13 protein-coding genes are annotated in these 21,104 nt (G+C 43.3%); 7 read left to right on the top strand and 6 right to left on the bottom strand.

Features of this window, described 5'->3' with window-relative positions; genetic code table 11:
• The first annotated feature begins 135 nt into the window (after positions 1 to 135).
• The 5 genes from LZ23_RS02715 (at position 136) to LZ23_RS22170 (ending at position 9,870) form a co-directional block, all read left to right on the top strand.
• A complete protein-coding gene (locus tag LZ23_RS02715) occupies positions 136 to 1,074 on the top strand; it encodes a DMT family transporter (protein ID WP_045211367.1) in 939 nt (312 codons plus the stop codon).
• Positions 1,075 to 1,512: 438 nt separating this feature from the next.
• Positions 1,513 to 1,833: a hypothetical protein gene (locus LZ23_RS02705; protein WP_045211365.1), complete on the top strand. Its 321-nt coding sequence runs from the start codon at positions 1,513 to 1,515 to the stop codon at positions 1,831 to 1,833.
• A gap of 673 nt (positions 1,834 to 2,506) precedes the next feature.
• Positions 2,507 to 3,772, top strand: coding sequence for an HDOD domain-containing protein (locus LZ23_RS02700; RefSeq protein WP_045211364.1), 1,266 nt, complete (start codon positions 2,507 to 2,509; stop codon positions 3,770 to 3,772).
• The gene (locus tag LZ23_RS22175; RefSeq protein WP_052507054.1) at positions 3,769 to 5,895 is read left to right on the top strand and encodes a PAS domain-containing hybrid sensor histidine kinase/response regulator; all 2,127 of its coding nucleotides are present in this window, start codon (positions 3,769 to 3,771) and stop codon (positions 5,893 to 5,895) included. The genes LZ23_RS02700 and LZ23_RS22175 overlap by 4 nt, the downstream gene beginning before the upstream one ends.
• 657 nt (positions 5,896 to 6,552) lie before the next feature.
• Entirely contained in the window at positions 6,553 to 9,870 is a 3,318-nt protein-coding gene (locus LZ23_RS22170; protein WP_052507053.1) for a response regulator, read from the top strand.
• A gap of 72 nt (positions 9,871 to 9,942) precedes the next feature.
• Here LZ23_RS22170 and LZ23_RS02680 read toward each other — a convergent pair whose 3' ends face one another.
• The 3 genes from LZ23_RS02680 to LZ23_RS02670 all read right to left on the bottom strand — a co-directional run bounded on the left by LZ23_RS02680 (position 9,943) and on the right by LZ23_RS02670 (position 13,356).
• Positions 9,943 to 11,316 carry an MBL fold metallo-hydrolase gene (locus LZ23_RS02680; protein WP_045211362.1) on the bottom strand — a complete coding sequence of 458 codons (1,374 nt, stop codon included), beginning with the start codon at positions 11,314 to 11,316 and terminating at the stop codon, positions 9,943 to 9,945.
• Between the two features lie 191 nt (positions 11,317 to 11,507).
• A complete protein-coding gene (locus LZ23_RS02675; RefSeq protein ID WP_045211361.1) occupies positions 11,508 to 11,945 on the bottom strand; it encodes a hypothetical protein in 438 nt (145 codons plus the stop codon).
• 7 nt (positions 11,946 to 11,952) lie between these two features.
• Positions 11,953 to 13,356, bottom strand: coding sequence for a coiled-coil domain-containing protein (locus LZ23_RS02670; RefSeq protein WP_045211360.1), 1,404 nt, complete (start codon positions 13,354 to 13,356; stop codon positions 11,953 to 11,955).
• A 595-nt stretch (positions 13,357 to 13,951) separates the two neighbouring features.
• On the opposite strand from LZ23_RS02670, the gene typA reads away from it, so the two are divergent.
• Both typA and LZ23_RS22165 read left to right on the top strand, forming a co-directional pair.
• Positions 13,952 to 15,778: a translational GTPase TypA gene (gene typA / locus LZ23_RS02660; RefSeq protein ID WP_045211358.1), complete on the top strand. Its 1,827-nt coding sequence runs from the start codon at positions 13,952 to 13,954 to the stop codon at positions 15,776 to 15,778.
• 281 nt (positions 15,779 to 16,059) lie between these two features.
• Positions 16,060 to 16,746 carry a 4'-phosphopantetheinyl transferase family protein gene (locus tag LZ23_RS22165; RefSeq protein ID WP_052507052.1) on the top strand — a complete coding sequence of 229 codons (687 nt, stop codon included), beginning with the start codon at positions 16,060 to 16,062 and terminating at the stop codon, positions 16,744 to 16,746.
• A gap of 22 nt (positions 16,747 to 16,768) precedes the next feature.
• Here LZ23_RS22165 and LZ23_RS02650 read toward each other — a convergent pair whose 3' ends face one another.
• The 3 genes from LZ23_RS02650 to LZ23_RS02640 form a co-directional block, all read right to left on the bottom strand.
• On the bottom strand, positions 16,769 to 18,628 hold the full coding sequence (locus tag LZ23_RS02650) for an ExeA family protein (protein ID WP_045211356.1): 1,860 nt from the start codon (positions 18,626 to 18,628) through the stop codon (positions 16,769 to 16,771).
• A gap of 204 nt (positions 18,629 to 18,832) precedes the next feature.
• Positions 18,833 to 20,062: a M20 family metallo-hydrolase gene (locus tag LZ23_RS02645; RefSeq protein ID WP_045211354.1), complete on the bottom strand. Its 1,230-nt coding sequence runs from the start codon at positions 20,060 to 20,062 to the stop codon at positions 18,833 to 18,835.
• Entirely contained in the window at positions 20,059 to 20,802 is a 744-nt protein-coding gene (locus LZ23_RS02640; protein WP_084590867.1) for a DUF1028 domain-containing protein, read from the bottom strand. The genes LZ23_RS02645 and LZ23_RS02640 overlap by 4 nt, the downstream gene beginning before the upstream one ends.
• Positions 20,803 to 21,104: the final 302 nt, after the last annotated feature.

Here is a 21,104-nt window from a genome sequence, read left to right as displayed (position 1 = left end):
AAGCAGTATCTGGGGAGTCTCTTTAATATTTTGACTGTCCTGAAAGTTTCGGTTAGAGGCTCGCCTGGATCATGAACTGCTACCAATAATGATATAAAATTATTTTTTTGTCCAGCCCTGCAGGTAAAATGTCACATGAATGATAACACAGCTAATCTGAAAGCATATACAGCACTGATAGTGGCCATGTTTTTATGGGGCAGCTCTTTTATTGCCCTGAAGCTGGCATTTGTTTCTTTTGATCCCATGACTGCCATTTTTGGCCGCATGCTCTGTGCAGCTGTCATCATGTTCTTTATTTTTCCAAGGTTCAAAAGAGTGGTGCGCAAACCTGGTGATATCAAGATCTTGTTACTTATGGCTTTTTTTGAACCATGTTTATATTTCATCTTTGAGGGCTACGCACTAAAATTCACAAGCGCTTCCCAGGCAGGCATGGTCAGCGCCATCATGCCTCTTATGGTGGCAGTAAGTGCCCTTTTTTTATTAAAAGAAAGTGTTAACCTTAAGGCTATAATGGGCTTTACACTTGCAGTGGCTGGAGGGATATGGATCAGCATTTTCAGCGAATCAACTGAATCAGCTCCAAATCCGGTGCTGGGCAATTTTTTAGAGTTTATTGCCATTGCATGCGCTTCGGGATATACGATTTGTGCCCGCTATCTGAGCCTGAGGTATCATCCGCTATACCTTACTGCAGTCCAGTCTTTTCTGGGAGCAGTCTTTTTTTTCCCGTTGATGCTGATTTCTCCGGCAGGTGTTCCCACTGAATTTCCTCTTGTACCCACTATGTCAGTGGTTTATCTTGGAGTAATTGTTACTCTGGTAGCCTATACATGCTATAATTATGGAGTGAGCAAAATTCCTGCAGGAAGGGCATCGGCGTTCATTAACCTGGTTCCTGTTTTTACTGTTGTTCTTGGTTGGATAGTGCTGGGTGAAAGATTTACACTAATTCAGTTTGCCGGCGTAATCCTGATATTTGGCGGCATAATTTGGGCAAATACATCTAATGCCAGCTGCGCCCGCAACTCCAAAAAAAATATTTTCACCGCCCGTTCTAAGACTCACTAAAGACGCCCAGTTAAACCCTGTTGCGCAGGAATGCTTTCAGCGTTGTTTAACCCCAGTAAACTGGAAGAAAGTTTACGGGGCAGGCCGGGCAGGCAAAGGGCGTAAAGGAAGAAAGAAGTTTTTTCATTTGCCGAGGAACTGACTGGACTTATCTCACTGAAGGCTGAAGGTTTAAGACCGAAGGTGCAAAGCTTGAGGCTACAGGAGGGAGCATTACGCGTTTCTGACAACCTGATAGGGGACAGTCCCGAAGCCAGGGACAGTCCCCCTCCTGGCTGTAAGCCTCCGGGCAGGAAGCCGTGCCAAGCCATGATAAACCGCTTTTAACCCCAAAAAAGCCTGTGACAAACACATCAATTTTTTCAGTTGTCAGAAACGCGTAATGCTCCCCTACAGGACTGAAGCGGTAAATTGCCAGGAACCCCAAAGGAGGAGAGCTTGAATAAAAGGCAAGGTATTTTCAACTTGATCAAGAAGCTTTTTTTAGGACAAAAGGAACTGTGGAAAGCCTTCTGGGTAGGGGGTTTCGTAATTTTTCTACTTCAGATACCTGGAATTTATGCAGTCAAGCTGGAGCTTCCTTTAATCTGGTGGCTTGTTTATATTCCTTTAATAACTGCCGGACAAATCTGGTGGATAGTATCTGTCTGGGGTTGTTCAAATAATACTGACAGGCTTCTCTGGAAGTATCTGGCCAGATTGATTGTGGTTTATGTGGCAGTTAATCTGGTTGTTGGGTTTATAATGATGTTTTTTTAGTAACTTACCGTTTCAGTCTGTAGAAAAAAAGATTTTTTGTAATAGTTTAGCCCTTTTCTAAGGAAAGCAGGGAACAGGCACCCCAGCCCTTGTTTTTTGTTGATGTAAAACACAGACTTAATAAAACAAGGGCTGGGAGAGCCAGTCCCCCTCCGGGCTGTATGCCTCCGGGCAGGAAGCCGTGCCACATGCAAATGGCTAAACTGTTACGATTTTTTTAACCTTGAAAGAGCAATGATGCCCAAGATCCTTATTCTTCAGCCTTCAGTCTGAAAAGCAAGGTTATCGCCCAAACTTAACTATGAAAGTTTAGCATTGGCCACAAGGGCTGTCTTTCTTGCTGCCGAAGTTCTTAAGCTGCCTGATAGTATATACTTATTTATCCCGAACAGAAAGTGCAGGCTCATCCCCGCCAGATTTTTACTGCAAATGAAAAAATAATCTCCATAAGTATTTGTTTTTATTTGATTATGCTCCCTGACTTCTGCGACTGAAAAAAGTTATATGGCAGTCAATTCAGCAATGGTTTGCGGCCTTCTTTTTTTGGTTGTTTAAGTTGGGGTTTTCTTTTATGCTTCAACATTCCGGTTGAAGGATCAGGTAGCTATTCTACCTGATGAAAATGGAAGTTATGAGAGTTAATTGTTACCAAAAATTATAAAAGGATATTACTTTGGGTCTGGTTAATATTGATGATTTGCGTCCAGGCATGGTGCTCAGCCATGATCTTACAACTCCTGACGGGCGTTTTCTTATCCCCATGGGAACAGAATTGAACCAGGGGCATATTAAGACTTGTAAGGCCTGGGGAGTGACTCAGGCAGGGGTTCAGGGGCAGGATCAAAGCACTCTCAATGCAGCCAAGATGGCATCCATTGCTCCGGAAGTACTTAAACAGAGCAAAAAACTGATCAAGCCCTATGTTCGGCGGGAAGTTCTTGATAACAAGGTAATGGTTGAGATAGTCAGAATCGCTGTGGAGCAACTGGCCCTGAATATCCAGTCTGGCCAATATGAATCCAGCAATCAGGATACAGGGGTTTTTGTAGATTGCAATAATATTGCGCCAGGTACAAATCCAGTTGAACTTTCAGCCCTGAGGATGGTGCGGGAACAAACTGAACTTATTTCTTTGCCTGATATTTTCTATCGGATTTTAGAAGTGCTGGAATCACCTTTCAGCTCTGCCAAGCATGTAGCTGATGTTGTCAGTAAGGACAGCAGTCTTTCGGCCAAGCTATTGCGTCTGGTAAACAGCGCGTTTTATGGCTTTCCATCCAAGATTGATTCCATCAGCAGGGCAGTGGCAATTCTGGGCACAAAAGAGTTAACCTCGCTGGCCATGGGCATTGCTCTTATTAAGGTTTTTGAGGGTATACCCCAATCAGTAATTAATATGGAAAAATTCTGGAGACACAGCATAAGCTGTGGAGTGTATTCCAGCTTGATTTATACCCGGATGATGGGGCAATCTGAAGAAAGATTTTTTGTAGCAGGCTTGATTCATGATATCGGCCGACTTATTATGCTCAAATCTGAACCAGAGCTTTGCATGTCAGCAATTTGTCATGCTCGAAACAAAAAAATCCCTTTGCATAGAGCAGAGCAGGAAGTAATTGGGTTTGACCATGCGCTCATGGGGGGGACCCTCTGCCGAGAGTGGAAAATGCCTGTGGGGCTGGAAAAAATGGTTCGGTATCATCATGAACCGGTAAAAGCCAGAAATATTTCTGAGGCAAGTACAGTTTATCTCGCTAATATAATTAGCATGGTAATGAATCCGGGTATGGTTTATGAAGGTTTTTTTCCTGCTTTATGTGAGAAATCATGGGAAAGCTTGAGATTAGATCGAAGCGATTTGGGGCCCATTGTCAAACAGGCTGAAAAAAGTGTTTCTGAAATTGTAGAGATTTTTCTAGGGAGGCAGGTCAGGACATGATCCATAGAAATGTTGATATTGAAGCCCTTGAAGAAGAAAATAAATTTTTACGAGATGAAAGGCGTAAATCAGTTGAAGCTCTTGAAATGGCATCCAATCTCGGTCGTTTTGATGTGGGTTCTAATAGTAGCATCAATGTTGATTTTATCCTCAATGAAACATCCCAGAAGCTTAAAACCCTGATCCGCTTTAAATCAATCTGTTTTTATCTTGTTGATGAAAAGGATCATTCCTTTTATCCTGCCATGTGCGACAATATCCACTATAAAAGCTTTATAGAAGATGAGATCAGCCGTTTCATTGATGATCATACTTTCGCATGGGTCCTGAGAAGAGGCCGAGAAGTTGTTTTGAAAACAAGTGATAATTCTCAAATGCTGCTTTTACGTCCCATGACCACACCTTCCCGGGTCCGCGGTATGTTTGTCGGAGTGCTTGATCAGGATAAGGAAGAGATATCTGACACAGATTATGCCCTGATTTCCATAGTAATCATGTCAAGCGCTTCTGCACTTGAGAGTATAGAAACTTATGACTACATGCGCTGTCTAAACAAACAACTGGAAGAACAGGCCCAGGAAACCGAGCGTATGTACAGAGATATTTTTGAAAACGCACCCATTGCCATTTTTCGGACAACGCCTGAAGGAAAATTTCTCAAGGTTAATCCCAAATACGCTGAAATAATCGGCTTTGATTCAGCTGAACAGATGGTGGAAAAAGTGCGTGATATTGCTGATGAACTTTATCTCAATCCTGAGGATCGTGATAATTATAAAAGCATCCTCAACAGCAAGGGGAACGTATTAAATTATGAAGTGCAGTTAAAGACAAGGCAGGGAAAGCCTTTCTGGGCTTCCATGAGTTCTCGAGCGGTTAAGAATTCAGAAGGCAGGATCATTTACTATGACGGCTTTATGGTCAATATCACAGAGCGTAAAGAAGCTCAAATAGCTCTTTTCAAGGCCAAGGAGGAAGCTGAGGCAGCAAGCAAAATAAAAAGTGAGTTTCTGGCCAATATGAGTCATGAACTGCGGACCCCCTTAAATGGCATGCTGGGAATGCTGCAATTACTGGAACATAGCGGTCTTGACTCAGAGCAGCAGGAGTTTGTGGATCTGGCCATTAAGGCAGGTCAGAGACTGACTGATCTTTTGAGCAATATTCTTGACCTTTGCAAAATTGAGAAAGGTATGGTAGTGATTGATGAGAAGCCATTGATGATCAGTTCTGTTTTTGAACATATAGCAGATACTTTCAGTGTTGCCTGTCAGGAAAAAGGCATAGCCTGTAACATATACGTAGATGAAAATATTCCTGCTTCACTAACAGGTGACGTAGTCAGGCTTAAAGGCATTCTATTTAATTTAGCTGGTAACGCTGTCAAGTTTACTGAAGAAGGAGAGGTGCGCTTAGAAGCCCATCTCATCAGGCAGGAAACAAGTGGTACCGTTCATGTACTTTTTATTGTCAAAGATACAGGTGTTGGTATATCCGATGATGTACAGAGTCAAATATTCGAACCTTTTATTCAGGCTGAAGGGTCATACACCAGAAAGTTTCAAGGGGCCGGCCTGGGACTTTCAGTTGTCAGGAGAATGGTGCATCTTATGAATGGAAAACTAAGCGTTGAAAGTCAAGAAGGTGCAGGCTCATCATTTTATTTTTCCGTGCCTCTAAAGTCTGCTGACGCTTTAACGCAAGACAGTGATGAACAAAGTCAGTGTATTGTTAAAGATCAAAGAAAGGTTGCCAAACGCATACTGATTGTTGAGGATGAAAGTACCAATCAATTTTTTGCCCAGAAAATGCTTGAAAAGTTAGGGTATAAGACTGCCACAGCAGACGACGGTACTACCGCCCTGGAAATTCTTGAAAAAGAACACTTTGATTGTATCCTCATGGATATTCAGCTCAAGCAAATGGACGGGGTGGAGGCTACAAGAATTATCAGAAACCATGATGGATCAAAGTACAATCCGCAAATCCCCATCATTGCTGTTACTTCATACGCCATGAAAGGTGATAAGGAAAAATTCATTGCAGCCGGCATGAACGAGTATCTGCCCAAGCCGCTCAGAACCAATGATCTGAAAGAGTTGCTGAAAAAGGTTCTTGCTTAGCTACTTGTAAGCTTTTCACTCGGGGGGAGCGGGACCGAATTTGTGAGTAACTTTAAGAGTCTGTCACTTTTCTGGAAATTGGGACAGCCCCCGCGAGGTACTATAAAAAAGAAGGATACTCCATTGGTTCCTGGAAGAAATTTGCTTCAATGGAAAAATTTTCACAGCGAGGGACAGTCCCTGTGCCAGGTGCAAAGTTCCCATCTTTGACGGAACTTTTTTCTGGCAAATGTGCATCACATCATAAGCAAAAATCGTGAAAATGTGAAAAATATAAGCGTTTGATTTTATTAGCAAAACGATTCCAGTTACTTGTAAGCTTTTCACCCGGGCGGACCGGGACCGAACGTGTGAGTAACTAAAAATCAGCCTTAGCGCGAGATTGCTTCGCTTCGCTCGCAACAAGGATTGCCGCGCTCGAAGACTCGCTCGCAATGACACCTGAGCTGTCAGGGAAGTGGTTGCTGAAAATCTGTCACCCGCAAGTGAGCCTAAGCGACCGAAGCAATCTGTATGGTAAAACCGTAATACTCTGAATTTATTACATATACGATTGTAGCTACTTGTAAACACCTGTTTTCATAAAATTGGTAAAATGTTACAAATAATCCACAGAATTCACGTCATCCAACACAGCAGAACAAAATAAGGTCTTAAATGAATTCCTTAGATGACTTAGACGACATCCTCCCAGTTAAATCCCGGCCAGGTAAAATCCTTCTTGTAGATGATGACGAAGATTTTCTTGATATTCACGAAAAGATACTCAAAAGTGAAGGACATAAAGTTCTCAGAGCAACAAACGGTTTAGAGTGCTGGATGATGATTCGTGAACATCACCCTGACCTGATCATTCTTGATGTTGAGCTTAAGGATACTGACGGCTTGAGTGTCTGCAAGGCTATCAGACAGGATCCAGAAGTTGGATCTGTGCATGTTTTGTTCGTTTCAGGAATTAAGAAAACACCTGAAGAAAGAGCTCAAGGCCTCAGATGTGGAGCTGATGGTTACATGACCAAGCCGGTTCACCCTGAAGAGTTTCTGGCCAGAGTAAGCTCCATTTTAAGGGTAGTGGAAACTGAAAAAGAACTTATCAAGCAACAGACCTCTATTGCCCGCAGTGAAAAAAAATTCAGAATGCTTTTTGAAAGCAACAATGATCCCATACTATGGGCAGACAGGGATGGGTATATTGTACGCAGCAACAAGGCTGCAGAGTATCTTTTCGGATACAGTTCAGGGGAGATACTTGGCATGCATCAAAGCCAGCTGCACCCCAGGGATAAGGCTGAATTTTACAAACAGATGTTTGAAAGTAATATCAGCAACAGTAATTATCTGAATGTTGAGGTAGAGGTTGTTACCAGAACTGGAGAAATAAGACAGGTCAATCTTATGTCCACAATTATTAATATTGAGGGCAAAGAAATTAATCAGGGAATATTTGTTGATATAACCGAGGAAAAAGCTTCCAGAAAAAAAATCGATCGTTTCAGGGCTGCTCTGGACAGCAGTGCGGACAGTTTTTTTATTATTGACCGTGAATCCATGCAATTTGTAGATGTCAATCAAATTGCCTGCGAGACCCTGGGCTATTCCAGAGCACAATTGTTGAGCATGGGACCTGCTGATATTATTCCTCAGCTTAACCTGAACGAATTGTCTGACATTTGTGATTCAGTCATAGAAGACACTCAGCAGGCCGGCATTCTCAAGACCCTGCATAGAAACTCCCAGGGTAAAACATTTCCTGTAGAAGTGCGTCTCAGAGCTTTTAATCAGGATGAAAAAAATCTTATTATATCGGTAGCCCGAGACATCACCAGCTATAAAAAAGCTGATGATGCGCTTAAGTATCGCCTTTCCCTTCAGCGCCTGCTTATGGATGTGTCAATGGTCTTTTTAACCGCACCCATTGACTATCTTGACCACGCCATTGAAGAAGCTCTTCTTCAGGTTGGAAAATTTACCCTCAGCGACCGTGTTTTTATTTTTTCTTATGATTTTGATTCAGAAGTTATGATTGGAAATTATGAATGGTTTTCCCCAGGTATGAAAAAATGGACACAGAAACAGCGTGTAGTACCCATGAAAGTGATGCCTGACCAGGTAGAGAAGCACCAGATGGGTGAGCCTTACTTTGTTTCAGATATAGATGATCTGAGTCAGGAAGATCCAGCCAGATCACTTCTGGAAAAACAGCAGATTAAGTCTCTGATTTCATTACCCTTGAAGGACTTTCAGGGCTGTTACGGTTTTGTGGGCTTTGCCACAGTGAAACACCATAAGAACTGGCTGCAACCAGAAATTGATCTTTTTTCTCTGCTGGCTGATCTTCTGGTAAACGCACGGCACAGAAAACTTCGCGAAGAAGATTTGCATAAAGCCAGGCTTAAGGCAGAAGAAGCTGCCCTTGCCAAAAGCCATTTTCTGGCCAATATGAGCCATGAAATAAGGACTCCCATGAATGGAGTCATGGGTATGACCGGACTTCTTCTGGATACTGAGCTGACAAGAGAACAGAGAAAATATGCTTCTATCATCAGTCGCAGTGCTGAGAATCTTTTGGCCATCATCAATGATATTCTTGATTTTTCCAAAATTGAAGCAAAGAAACTGCAACTCGAAGAGTTGCCATTCAATCTTGAAGTTCTGGTTGGCGATGTGTTTGAGATGCTGGTTTTTAAGGCGCAGGAAAAAGAAATAAAATTCGAGTATAATATTCATTCGGATGCTCCTTGTCATCTAATGGGGGATCCGGCAAGGCTCAGACAGATACTTATTAACCTTGTGGGTAATGCCATTAAGTTTACTGATCAAGGATCTGTTACCCTGACGGTTTCTACTCAACATAAGGACGCTGACGGAACAATTCTTCATTTTGCAGTTGCTGACACAGGAACTGGAATTCCTGATGCATCCCTGAAGGCATTATTTTCACCATTTACTCAGGTGGACGCATCCACAAGCAGGAAGTTTGGAGGAACTGGTCTGGGACTGGCCATCTCCAAGGAACTGGCTGAGATGATGGGCGGCAGTGTCGGTGTTTCCAGCATAGAAGGAGAGGGCTCAACTTTCTGGTTTACCGCAGAATTTTTAATATGTACACAGGATCTGACTCAGTCCCACCAGGAGCAGAACAACAAGAGCTTCACGCATTCTGATCAGATTGACGCTGGATTGGAGAACTTGAGGATCTTACTTGTTGAGGATAATCCCACCAATCAGATTGTGGCACAGTCTATTCTAAATAAGCTTGGATTCAATAAGACATCACTGGCATCCAATGGACTGCAGGCATTAAAGATTTTGTCAGAAAAGTCTTTTGATCTTGTTTTAATGGACTGTCAGATGCCTGAGATGGACGGATTAGAAGCTACCCGGCAAATTCGTCAAGCACGCTATAATGTCCTGAATCCCGAGGTACCCATTATTGCTATGACTGCTCATGCAATGAAAGGAGACCGTGAGATGTGTCTAAATGCCGGTATGAATGATTATATCTCAAAACCAATCCGTCCCGATTCTCTTAACAGGGCAATCATGCAAATTCTTTTGAGCCATGGGAATTCTCAGTCATGTGACCATAATTCTGAAGTTAAGAAAGATGCCCCATTTGATGTGGATTCTGATTCCTGCTCAGAGGTCGTGTTTGACAAAAATGACTTTTTGGAAAGGGTTGTTCACGATCAGGATTTGATGAATGTTGTTCTAGATCAGTTTTTCATTGAAATACCAGCCAAAATAGCAAATTTAGAGAAATGTGTAAGCTCAGGACTTACCGACGATGCCTGTAAAATCGCTCATGCCATAAAAGGAGTAGCTGCTAACGTTTCTGCTCTTTTATTAAAAAAACAGGCAGCAAGAATGGAAATGGCTGCCAGGGCACAAAATATCGATATGATGGTAGAAGTTATGCAGGCCATGGAAGAGGAATACCAGAAGTTTTTAGATGAAGTCAGCAAGGTGAGGTGAACCTGCATCCAGGCCTGTGGTGTAATGGAGAACAGATGCAGGCTCATGAGGCACTTTGGCTTTTGAGCAGCATCAAAGTGAAGATTCAATTTCACAGACCCCTCTGGCGCAGGCCCGCATGGACCCAAAACAGGTTTCAACGTTATTGAAACCATGTCTTTTGAGCACCGAAGCAGCTATTATTGCCCGCATGCCGCTCCCGCAGAAGGTTGTGATGATTTGCTGCTTATCAAGTTCGTTGATCCTCTTTTCCAGATCCCCTATAAATATGTGCGTAGATCCAGGAAGGTGTTCTTTCTGGTACTCTTCTTCAGTTCGGATATCCAGAAGGGTGAAACTGAATCCACTGCTGATCCTGGTCTGAATATCTCCAGCATACACCGCCTTGATGCCCGCAAAATCCTTCCCGCTGATTGTCCATTCATGCATGCCTTCATAAAGATAGCCCTGAATATCATCAAAACCGATGCGTTTGAGGTAAGTAACAGCCAGCATTGCCTGCTCATAACTTTCAGCCACCAGCCCCAAAGGATAATCATATGAAATAAACCAGCCTGTGTATAAGGGAAGCATTGTCAAAGGCAGGGAAAAGCTCCCGGGAATAAAGGCTCCTGCAAATGCTTCAGGGCTTCTAATGTCCACAATTTGAAGTCCGGATTGTACAGCATGGCTTAGTTCGTCAGGTGTAAGCGGTAAAAGGGAAAAAGAAGAGCCGATAGCAGGTGGACCGCTTAGATTGTACTCTTCCATTTTCAAAAAATATGGAGGTTTGGAATGTTTTTCTTTCAGCTTGGCCTGAATAAAATTTTCACGTTGAGTAAGCTGGAGCATGGGATTGGTCAGACGTTCGTATCCAATGGTGGAAAATTCCCGGTCAGCCATTCCTGAGCCGCATACAGAACCTGCTCCGTGAGCAGGGTAGATAATTACGTGATCGCCCAAAGGCAGAATTTTATTGAACAGGCTGTCGTACAAAAGTCCGGCAGTTTCTTTTTCCTGGCCTGGAAAAAAATCAGTCCTGCCCACATCGCCGATAAAAAGGGCATCTCCTGTAAATACTGCAACTGGCTCCAAACCGAAATCTTTGTCATAAAGGACAATAGAAATGCTTTCAAAAGTGTGGCCGGGAGTTTTAAGAATCTTCAGGATTATACTGCCCAGTTCAAATGTTTGGCCTTCCCTGACCGGTTTACCGTAGGCAAAAGGTAGCTCCTCACCGTGAAATATTTGTGCGCCTGTGATGTCAGCCAGCTCAACCGATCCGATGACATAATCTTCATTACGGTGAGTTTCAAAAATGTGTGTTATCTTAGTGCCTTTTTCATGCGCTATATCGAGATAAATCTGAATATCCCTTCTGGGATCAATGACAGCTGCCATAGATTGATGACCAATTAGATAAGATAAATGGGACAGACCCTGGGATGTTATTTTTTCCAGAAACATAGTTTTGCTCTCTTTTGTTTATATAATACCTGTAAAGAAAAAAATATCGTGGAAAATCCTGAATTGATTGCACTTCCACAGACTGTAAATGTTCAGAGGTGCCTGCCACCTGACTGAGTGGTAAAAAAATTACTATCCACAGTAATTTTTTTATAAAAGTTCAGACCTGTCTAAGGAAAACAGGGCATGTATTATTTTTTCCTGGTTGTTTTTTCTTTTGCTTCTGTCTTGTCTGCTTTCTCTTCCTTTTCTGGCCTGGCTGGCTTGGATTGTTTGGTTGACTGGGCCGGTTTGGGAACCAGTTTGATCTGAGGAATAAGCACTTTGCTTACAAAAAGTACTTCTTCAACTTCCTTGAAGTCATCCCAGCCTGGATTTTGATGATCAAATGAATCAGGTGCTTCCTCAATGGTTCCGTCATTTTTCCTGAACAGGTACATCCTTTCTCTCCTTGTCTTAAACCCTGTAAAAATTTCAATAATCCAACCCTGACTGATATATTCCTGAAGCTGTTCTTCAGAAAAATATTCGCAAGGAAACTGTTTGCATGTCCGAGCACATCTTAAGGGGGTAGTGTAGTAACTGCCTGAAATGCTGTGCTGTCTGGTGCAGTAAATATTCTGGTACATTCAGACCTCAGTCACCCACCAGGACTTCTACTTCTCCTTGCTGAATGGTTTGTCCATTGTATCTGATCCAGGGACTTCTGATTTTGCTGATAATTTGTTCGCCTGGTAGCAGTTCGTGGGTCAGGGTAAATTCTGCGTTGATATCCATATCTTCGCTATAAGGTTTATCCATTAAATCTACAATTTCATATCCTTTCTGCTTGAAAGTGCTCCACATTCTTCTGAGGGACACCTTCAGTTTGTCAAAGGCCTCGGAGTCTTCAGCGTACATTTTTTTTCTCTTCATTATCTGAAATATTTCCTCTCCCATGACAATGGCCAGGGTATGGTCCTGCTCCTGATGGTGAACAGTTTCTGTGGAAGTGTTGTCTGTCTCTGTGCCTGGTAAAAGAGGAATCTGTTTTTCCAGAAGTTCAACCATTTTTGTGTCCAGTATCGCGCCCTGATCATCCATCTGCCTGCGTAATTTCTGCTGATCATCCATAATTTGGTGATGAACTCTGCTTAGTTTACGTCTCGAAGTTAATCCAAAAACAATACCAAATAACGCCAGAAAAAAAGCTGCCGACAAAGCACCGGCCACCTGAACTTCCCGTGTTCCAAGATACTTTTCGATCTCAAGAATTATGGCTTCTGTTCTTTGGACACTTTCCATAACTCCCTGATCAGTAAATATGATCTGATCTTCAAGCTCTTCAAGCTGAGCTTGAAGATTATTTTCTAAAGATCTGATTGTATTAATCTGTTCCTCAACTATCTGGTTGAGCATGGTGGAAAGCTGGCTTACTTTGGCATCAGTGTCCTCTATCTCTCTGGAAAAGCTTTGCAGCCTGCTCTCAAGATCGTCATGATTACTTAATTCATCCAGCTTAGACTGGTGCAGGTTCAGAGTTTCAATAATTGCAGGAAGCTGTTCTGAAACGGAGCCCAGTTCAGTCTCAAAAGTCTTGAAATCCTGGGAAAACATTTCATGCAAAGTGTTTCGAAGTTCCTGCTGCTGGTCCGTCAAAGAGGAAGACAGCCTTTCAAGAGTCTCTTCCAGCTCATTTAGACTTGACTGTATAGATGATATTTCCTGCCTGTGACCGGAAATGGAAGATTCCAATGATTCATTTTTTTGATTAATAATGTCAAGGTACTCTCTAAGAAGGGTCTGCTCTTGAGAAAGCACTCTTTCGACTTCTGCAAGCTCTCTTAATATCTGTTGCCTGACATTTTGAATTTCCTCTTCCATGTTCATTAATCTTGTGGCCTGCCTGTCAATGAGGCTGGTACTGGATCTGGAAATTTCCCGCATTTCTATCTCAATTTCAGCCATTTGTTCACGCAGCGCATCAATTTCAGTGGCATTTGCCAATGAAAAAGAGGTAATTAGTGACAGAGCTAATGATAAAATGAAGACTATTTTCATGATCTATTCTCAATAGGGTATTCTATGACAGTTAAAAGCACCTAAGCAGCTTCAAGCTAAAGGAGGCTTTCATCCTTCTATTCAAAATCAAGTTTCAAGGCAATAAAAAAGATTGCTATTGCCAGCACTGGAGAGTATAAATTTCAGCCTTCTTTATTACTGAAGTGGGGTTTATACAATCTTTACCCAGAAGCTCCTCACCCGGGCGGACCGGGACCGAACCTTTGAGTAACTTTACGAGTCTGTCACTTTTCTGGAAATTGGGACAGTCCCCGCGAGGTGCTATAAAAAAGATTGATGCTGCATTGGAGCCTGGGAACAAGAAAAACAGCCTTAGCGAGTTAGAGATTGCCGCGCTCGAAGACTCGCTCGCAATGACACCTGAACTGTCAGGGATGTAGTTGCTGCAAACCTGTCACCCACGAGGGAGCCTGAGCGACCGAAGCAATCTGTATGGTAAAACCATAATGACCTGATTTTATTGCCAATATGATTATAGTCACTCAGAAGGACAATCTCACCAAACAAATATTGTTGCAGAGTTAAAACACATAGCCTGCCACCCATAATAAACATTTTACCCATTGAGCTTGTAATGAAACACTTAAAAACAAACCAAAACATTAGAAACATCGCTATTATTGCCCACGTTGATCATGGCAAAACCACCCTTGTGGATGCCATGTTCAAACAAAGCGGGGTATTTCGCGAAGGCCTTGAAGTTGAGGAACGAGTTATGGACTCCATGGATCTTGAGCGCGAGCGCGGGATTACAATTGCAGCCAAAAATTGTGCTGTTATGTGGAAAGGCACCAAGATTAATATCATTGATACCCCTGGTCACGCTGATTTCGGCGGTGAGGTGGAAAGATCATTATCCATGGCTGACGGTGCTGTCCTGCTCGTGGATTCCTCTGAAGGTCCTTTGCCCCAGACCAGATTTGTCCTGAAGAAGACCATGGAAGCAGGCTTGAAGATAATAGTTGTTATCAACAAGATTGATCGCAAGGACGCACGTTCTGAACAGGTTCTGGACGAAGTCTATGACTTGTTTATTGATCTTGATGCCACCGATGAACAGTTGGACTTTCCAGTAATTTATGCTGTGGCAGTACAAGGCATAGCCAAAAAATCTCTTGAAGATGACAGTAACAGTCTGGATGTTTTATTTGATGCTATACTGGAAACTGTGCCGCCGCCATCTTATGACCCTGAAAAACCTTTTCAGATGCTGGTTTCTGACCTTGGATACTCAGACTACCTTGGACGTCTTGCCATTGGACGTATTTTTAATGGCAAGGCCAGACAGAGTGATCAACTGGTACGCTTAGGCCCGGATGATCAACAGGATCTGCTGCGGGTAACCAAACTGCAGACCTATGTAGGTCTTGAACTTAAAGAGATAAATGAACTTCTGGCCGGAGACATAGCAGTCATATCAGGAATTGAGGATGTTCATATTGGAGATACCATCTGCACAAGAGATAAGCCTGTTGCCTTAAAGCGAATTACAGTTGACGAACCTACCGTTGCCATGCGTTTTTCCATCAATACCTCCCCCATGGCCGGCAAAGAGGGTAAGCATGTCCAGTCCAGAAAAATATGGGAAAGGCTTTGTAAAGAGACTTTGAGCAATGTTGCTATTCAGGTTGAGGAGACTGTCGAAAAGGACAGTTTTCTTGTCAAGGGCAGGGGAGAGTTTCAAATGGCTATTCTCATAGAAACAATGCGCAGGGAGGGTTATGAACTGAGCGTTGGACGGCCGCAGGTTATTTTTAAAACTAAAAATGGCAGAAAACACGAACCTATTGAGCACCTGTTCATTGATTGTGATGAGGCCTTTATGGGCGTGGTCACTGAGAAACTTTCTCTGCGCAAGGGTAGAATGACCAACCTGGTCAACCATGATACCGGGCGCATCAGAATAGAGTTCACCATTCCAGCCAGAGGACTTATTGGATATAGAGACGAGTTTTTGACCGATACCAGAGGCACTGGCATCATGAATTCATATTTTATGGGCTATCAGGAATACAGGGGTGACTTTGCTTCGAGGTTTATGGGGTCACTTGTGGCTGACAGGCCCGGTCTTGCTGTGCCTTATGCCTTATCCAACCTTAAAGCCAGAGGAAATCTGTTTATCTCGCCGGGAGAGGCTGTTTACGAAGGCATGATAGTAGGGGAGCATAACAGAGAAAATGATCTTAATGTCAATGTCTGCAAGGAAAAAAAGTTGAGTAATGTCAGGGCAGCTGGCAAGGATGATGCTATTGTTTTACCGCCGATCCTGCCCATGACTCTTGAACGGGCTCTGCATTTTATCAGGGAAGACGAACTCGTGGAAGTTACTCCCAAGTCTATCAGACTCAGGAAAGCAGAACTGTCAGCCTCTGTCCGGCATAGTTCCAGGCCCAAGGACTAAAGCGGGCTTTTCCATAACTGGAGCATTACGCGTTTCTGAAAACTTTAAATTTGAGTTGTATGTCATAGCCATTTGGGGTTAAAAACTCGATTGTTACGGCTTGGCACGGCTTCCTGCCCGGAGGCTTACAGCCCGGAGGGGGACTGTCCCTGGCTTCGGGACTGTCCTCAATTGACTTTTCAGAAACGCGTAAAGCTCCCTTCATAACTCGGTAAGCCGGCTATCTGTCAATTGTTAACCCTGCAGCTACAATTACGCCAAAAACAGATAAATGATAACAGATGGTAGCCATTTACACCCTGAACATTTCTGATCTTAACTTAGATCAGAGCTTTTCAGCCATTATTCACCCCTCACGTCTTGAGACTGCATCAAGATTCAAATTTGCCGGTGACAAAGCAAGATGTATTGGAGCGGGGATTTTGTTGAGCATCGCTGTATATGAATCTGCCCTGAAAATTTCCTTGCCCCCTGAAGAGGGTCAGTTACCCCATGGAAAGCCTTATCTTCTTGAAGCACCAGGCTTTCATTATAACATTTCTCATTCCAGAGACTGGGTTGTGTGTGCTGTGAGTGATAAGCCTGTCGGAATTGACATTGAACATTCGGATAGAGACGCGGGGCTGGTGGCAGGCAGATATTTTTCACACGAGGAAAATGAGTATATTGCTTCCCTGCCTAGCTCAGAACATTACGGCGCAATAATGGAGTTATGGGTTCTAAGAGAGAGTTACCTCAAGGCAACAGGGCAGGGACTTGCTTTTTCTTTAAAGGATATTGCTGTTAGATTTGATCCTGGTCCATATATAGTCCAATGCGGAAAAAAAACAGATTACAGCATGGCACTGTGCCGGATGCCTGATGAACGCTACAAACTGGGGCTGGCGGTATGTAAGGGGCCTGAACCACTTACTTATGTGTTTAGACAGGTCTGTGGGCGTACATTAATGGTTTTGCGAGATTCGTAAGTGTCTCATCCCGGGTTTATACCTACATATCCCGCACCCAGAACTCCTCATTAACCAGCCATTGATAATTTGATGCTGTGGGATTCTTAGTAAAAAACAGTACTTTTGTGCCTTTATCTTCCAGAGTGTCAGATCTGTATTTCTGATGATAGACTGCCATAATCTGTTCTGGTTTATAGGGATGTATGAGAAATACGGGTTTGGCAACTTCCAGAGCAATAAAGTCGGTACGGCTGAACAGTTCCTGTTTTTGCAGATAGGCCTGGTGATGATCAAAAATAACCGGCTGACTGAGATGCATATAGTGCTGAATCACCTCATCAGCATAGATTTCAAAAAGATCATCTATCTCCATACTTTCCCAGGTATGAATAAACTGATAGAAACTGTGGTTCATTCTGTTTCTGACATCTCCATAATCAGGTTGGAACACTTGCGTGGCAGAGGTTGCAAGCACAGGTGCTGCATTTCTTACAATATATTCTTCCAGGTGACTGAAAAAAGCGGACAGAGTTATTGAAGGCTCATCCAGCAGGTGGGCCTGATGATCAAAAACATAGGGTCCTGTATCAGGATCATTGCCAGTCAGGAAAAGTCCTGGACCATAATGCCAGTCATAATCAACAGTATGAAACAGCAAAAGTCCCTGATCCGTCCCTTTCCATATTTGTGCCATGCCCTGGTCAATGAGAACCCGGATAAATTCAGCTCCCGAGGATACATGCAGTGCTTCAGGCGGAGGTTGGTCAATCTTGATTTGTCTGATTTTTATGTCTTCCTGGTCTGAAACCTTTTGAGCCGACACTTCATTGTCATGCCTCTGGTCATGTGTCTGGTCATGTGTCTGAGTCTGGCCAGGCATATCACCAGCATTTTGATTTCCTTGCTCAGTCAGATGCTGAGTGGGCAAAGCCGGTGTATTTCTGGTGAACAAATCCGGGTCAGGTCCTGGCCTGCTTTTCAGGAATATAAAGATGCCAGTGAACAAAATGATCAGAAAAACCGCAGCAGCCTTGATGTATACCCTGGTCAAACCGTTAAAACCCTGAGCATGTTTTTTTTTGCTTTGCCCTTCAATGGCCTGCTTGAAAATATCTAAATTGATTGTATGCGAATTATTGTCCAGGGCAGCAGCCATAGTTCGCCTGCATATGGCATTTATGGTCCCCGGAATACCCTGACTGATTTTATAAACAGCCAACAGAGCTTTTGGGGTAAACTTGACCTTTCTGTCTCTGGGATTGATGGAAGAAACCTTGACTCTATGGGCAATGTACTGGACCACTTCATTTCTACTCAAAGCATTGAGTCGGTAATCGCCTTTGATTCGATCAGTCAAAGATTTGAGTTCTGTTTTGCCGAGCAACCCTTGGCATTGCGGTCTGCCGGCAAGCACTATCTGCAATACTTTTTCATTATCTGCTTCAAGATCGGTAAAACTTTTCAGTTCTTTAAGCGTATCATCCGGCATGTCATGCAGATTATCGATAAAAATGATAACTCGTTCATTTCTAATGGCTCTATCCATCAAAAAAACATGAAGCTTGCGCAGCATGATACCCATAGGCACATTATCTTTAATGTCAGGATATACGCCAAAATGCTCGAGAAGTGTTTCCAGCAGATCTCGCGGGGTGAGTTGTGAATCAGAAATGAAACAGGTGTAATGATTAAGGCTGATTTTGTTTTGAATGGCCTTTAGAAGCAGAGTTTTGCCTGTGCCTTCCTGGCCCGTAAGCAAAACAAATCCGTTGGCGCTGCAAATGTTTTTCCAGATATTCTTCAAGGTTTGCTTGAAGTTTTCTCCAGGAAAAAGAATTTTGGGATCTGGGCTGCTCTCAAAAGGATGTTCTTTGAGATGAAAGAATTTCAGCAGTTGCATTTAGTAACTTACCGTTTCAATCCTGTAGAAAAAAACAAGAAATTTATTCAAACTTAAAAGAGCAATGATGCCCAAGATCATTATTCTTCAGCCTTCAGCCTTCAGCCTGAGAAGTAAGGTTATCGCCCAAACTTAACTATTCATTCTTGTTTAAATTGGGTTGCAGGCACAGCCCGCATTAGGTGAGGGTAATCTTGATCAGATTTAACCGTCCGCATTACAACTCAAAAGAAACTCTTTAACAATCCTTGCTGCTGTTTCAGCGTCATCCATGGTGATAGCTTCATCAGGATGATGACTGACTCCTTTTTTACATCTGACAAAAAGCATACCTACATCCGTCAGGTAGGACATGGCCAGTCCGTCATGGCCTGCACCGCTGAAAAGGTAACGCGGTGAGATTCCAAAAGATGAAAATGCCCGGGCCAGGCCTTTCTGAATTTTTGGAGAACATTCAACCCCGTCCTGAGCATAGGTCATCTGGTGTTCTAAGCCCAGGTTGAGTTCTTTGGCATGTTCCTGAATGGTGGCAAAAATTTGCTCCCTGCTCCTGGCTCGAAGCTTTGAATCAGGAGAGCGCAACTCTATGGTGAGATTGACCAGAGCAGGGACTACATTGACAGCATTGGGGCTGACACTCAAAGAGCCTACAACACCTACCAGTGAGTCAGTCATTTTACATGTCTGGTCAACAGTGGAGACGATTCTGGCTGCCCCAACCAGAGCATCCTTTCTCATATTCATGGGAATTGTTCCGGCATGTCCTGCTTCACCATGAACAATCACGCTATGCCTTTCAATGCCTGTAATGGCGGATACAATTCCAACAGGCAGATCTTCATTTTCCAGAACAGGTCCCTGTTCAATATGAACTTCCAGATACCCGGCCATGTCCTCAGGGTTGCGGGCCAGAGCAGGAATCTGTTCAGGATTTCCGCCTATGTCAAGCAAAGCCTGCTCTAAAGTTACGCCGTCCTTGTCCTTAAGCTGCAAGTTGCGCATGTCAAATTTACCAGCAAGAGGTGAACTGCCTGTCAGGGTGCTGGGAAAGCGGACACCTTCTTCATCACTAAAGGCAATCAGCTCAACATTGCAGGGCAGGACAGCTTTTTGGGCATTTAGTTCCGCAAGTGCTACGAGAGGAACAACTATGCCCAGCATTCCGTCGTATTTGCCTCCCTGTACAACAGTATCCTGATGTGAACCAAGAATCAGTGTCTTTTTGCTAAGACCTTCTATGGGATAACGGCCAATTAAATTTCCTGCAGCGTCAAGCCTGGTTTCAAGCCCTGCCTGCTGCATCCATTGTTTTAGTTTGGGAAGCAGTGCTTTATGTTGGGGTGAACCAAGCACCCTTGTCACTCCCGGACCAGGCAGGGAGAAGGTTGCTGCTTCTTCAAGAATATCAAATATTTGTTGTCCACTAATTTTCATATGTTTTCCTTATCATTTGCAATTATATCCGGGGCAACCAGCGTAGCTGCCAAAGGCATGGCCGGTTCAAGCATAACCTTCTTCTTGTCGGGTTCAGCAATAGTGGGGACCCAGGCAATAAATTCCTGAAATGATGTACACTGAGTCTTTTCATATATGCTTAGAAGCTGTTGACAGCAGTTATAATCCGCCCAGTCTACCCGTAAATCAAAGGGAGGGCGATCAAAATATGATACTTTTACTGCACAACTATGAGTTCCTCTATAGTCTCCACCAGCTTTTTCTCCAGCCATGAGAGAATTGATAAGCCTTAAATGCAGCTCCTGGCTCTCATCACCGAGAAAAGCTGCCTCCATGGCCTCAATAATGTCTTTACCTGCGAGCATATTACCGGCAATGGCATAGTCCTGCCGGCAAACATGAATTTTAAAATCTTTATTGGCATGACCGGTATGTCCGGCAGTATTGCCCAGTGTATCACAGACAATAAATTGTCTCTGGGAACTTCCATTATCCTCATTAACCAGTATTTCCATGACCTTGTTGGCATCATGACCCTGCATAAGCAGGGCAAGACCTTTTTCCCCAGATATCCAGTTGGTAAACAGACCCTGGGTAGCTATAGCACCGGCACCAAATCTGGTATGAGTCACAAAGCCGCCCACTGCAGCCAGGCCTGTGGCTGTAGCTGCACCCATGGCCCCTGAAACAGGATCTGTAGCAACTATGGAATATGTCATCAGAGAAAATTATCCGGAACAAAGCTTTATGTCAAACATGATGGAAAACTTGATAGCATATAATCCTGAGTCACCAGGTCTAAATTACCTGCTTGAGAATGCCGGAACTGGTTGTTACTTTTGTTCGTAAAACAAAAGACACATTCCGGCCCCCACTTGATCATTATTCTATTACCCTTTTTTATGCAAAGTGCTCAAAAGACTTAAATTGTCTTCAGTGCACAGATTCGTTAATTAATTATCTTAATTGACGAAATGATGATAAAAATGTAATGAAACTTTTAAACTTTTATGAGTGCTTT

It is taken from the genome of Desulfonatronovibrio magnus, from assembly GCF_000934755.1.
GTDB classification, from domain to species: domain Bacteria; phylum Desulfobacterota; class Desulfovibrionia; order Desulfovibrionales; family Desulfonatronovibrionaceae; genus Desulfonatronovibrio; species Desulfonatronovibrio magnus.
The sequence above is the reverse complement of the archived record's forward strand: the minus strand, read 5'-3'. Positions and strand labels throughout refer to the sequence as shown.

Coding starts and splice junctions, on each gene's coding strand:
- LZ23_RS02680 (WP_045211362.1), bottom strand. CDS start 11,316: ATGTTTCTGGAAAAAATAACATCCCAGGGTCTGTCCCATTTATCTTAT.
- LZ23_RS22170 (WP_052507053.1), top strand. CDS start 6,553: ATGAATTCCTTAGATGACTTAGACGACATCCTCCCAGTTAAATCCCGG.
- LZ23_RS22165 (WP_052507052.1), top strand. CDS start 16,060: ATGGTAGCCATTTACACCCTGAACATTTCTGATCTTAACTTAGATCAG.
- LZ23_RS22175 (WP_052507054.1), top strand. CDS start 3,769: ATGATCCATAGAAATGTTGATATTGAAGCCCTTGAAGAAGAAAATAAA.
- LZ23_RS02675 (WP_045211361.1), bottom strand. CDS start 11,945: ATGTACCAGAATATTTACTGCACCAGACAGCACAGCATTTCAGGCAGT.
- LZ23_RS02650 (WP_045211356.1), bottom strand. CDS start 18,628: ATGCAACTGCTGAAATTCTTTCATCTCAAAGAACATCCTTTTGAGAGC.
- LZ23_RS02715 (WP_045211367.1), top strand. CDS start 136: ATGAATGATAACACAGCTAATCTGAAAGCATATACAGCACTGATAGTG.
- LZ23_RS02670 (WP_045211360.1), bottom strand. CDS start 13,356: ATGAAAATAGTCTTCATTTTATCATTAGCTCTGTCACTAATTACCTCT.
- LZ23_RS02645 (WP_045211354.1), bottom strand. CDS start 20,062: ATGAAAATTAGTGGACAACAAATATTTGATATTCTTGAAGAAGCAGCA.
- typA (WP_045211358.1), top strand. CDS start 13,952: ATGAAACACTTAAAAACAAACCAAAACATTAGAAACATCGCTATTATT.
- LZ23_RS02640 (WP_084590867.1), bottom strand. CDS start 20,802: ATGACATATTCCATAGTTGCTACAGATCCTGTTTCAGGGGCCATGGGT.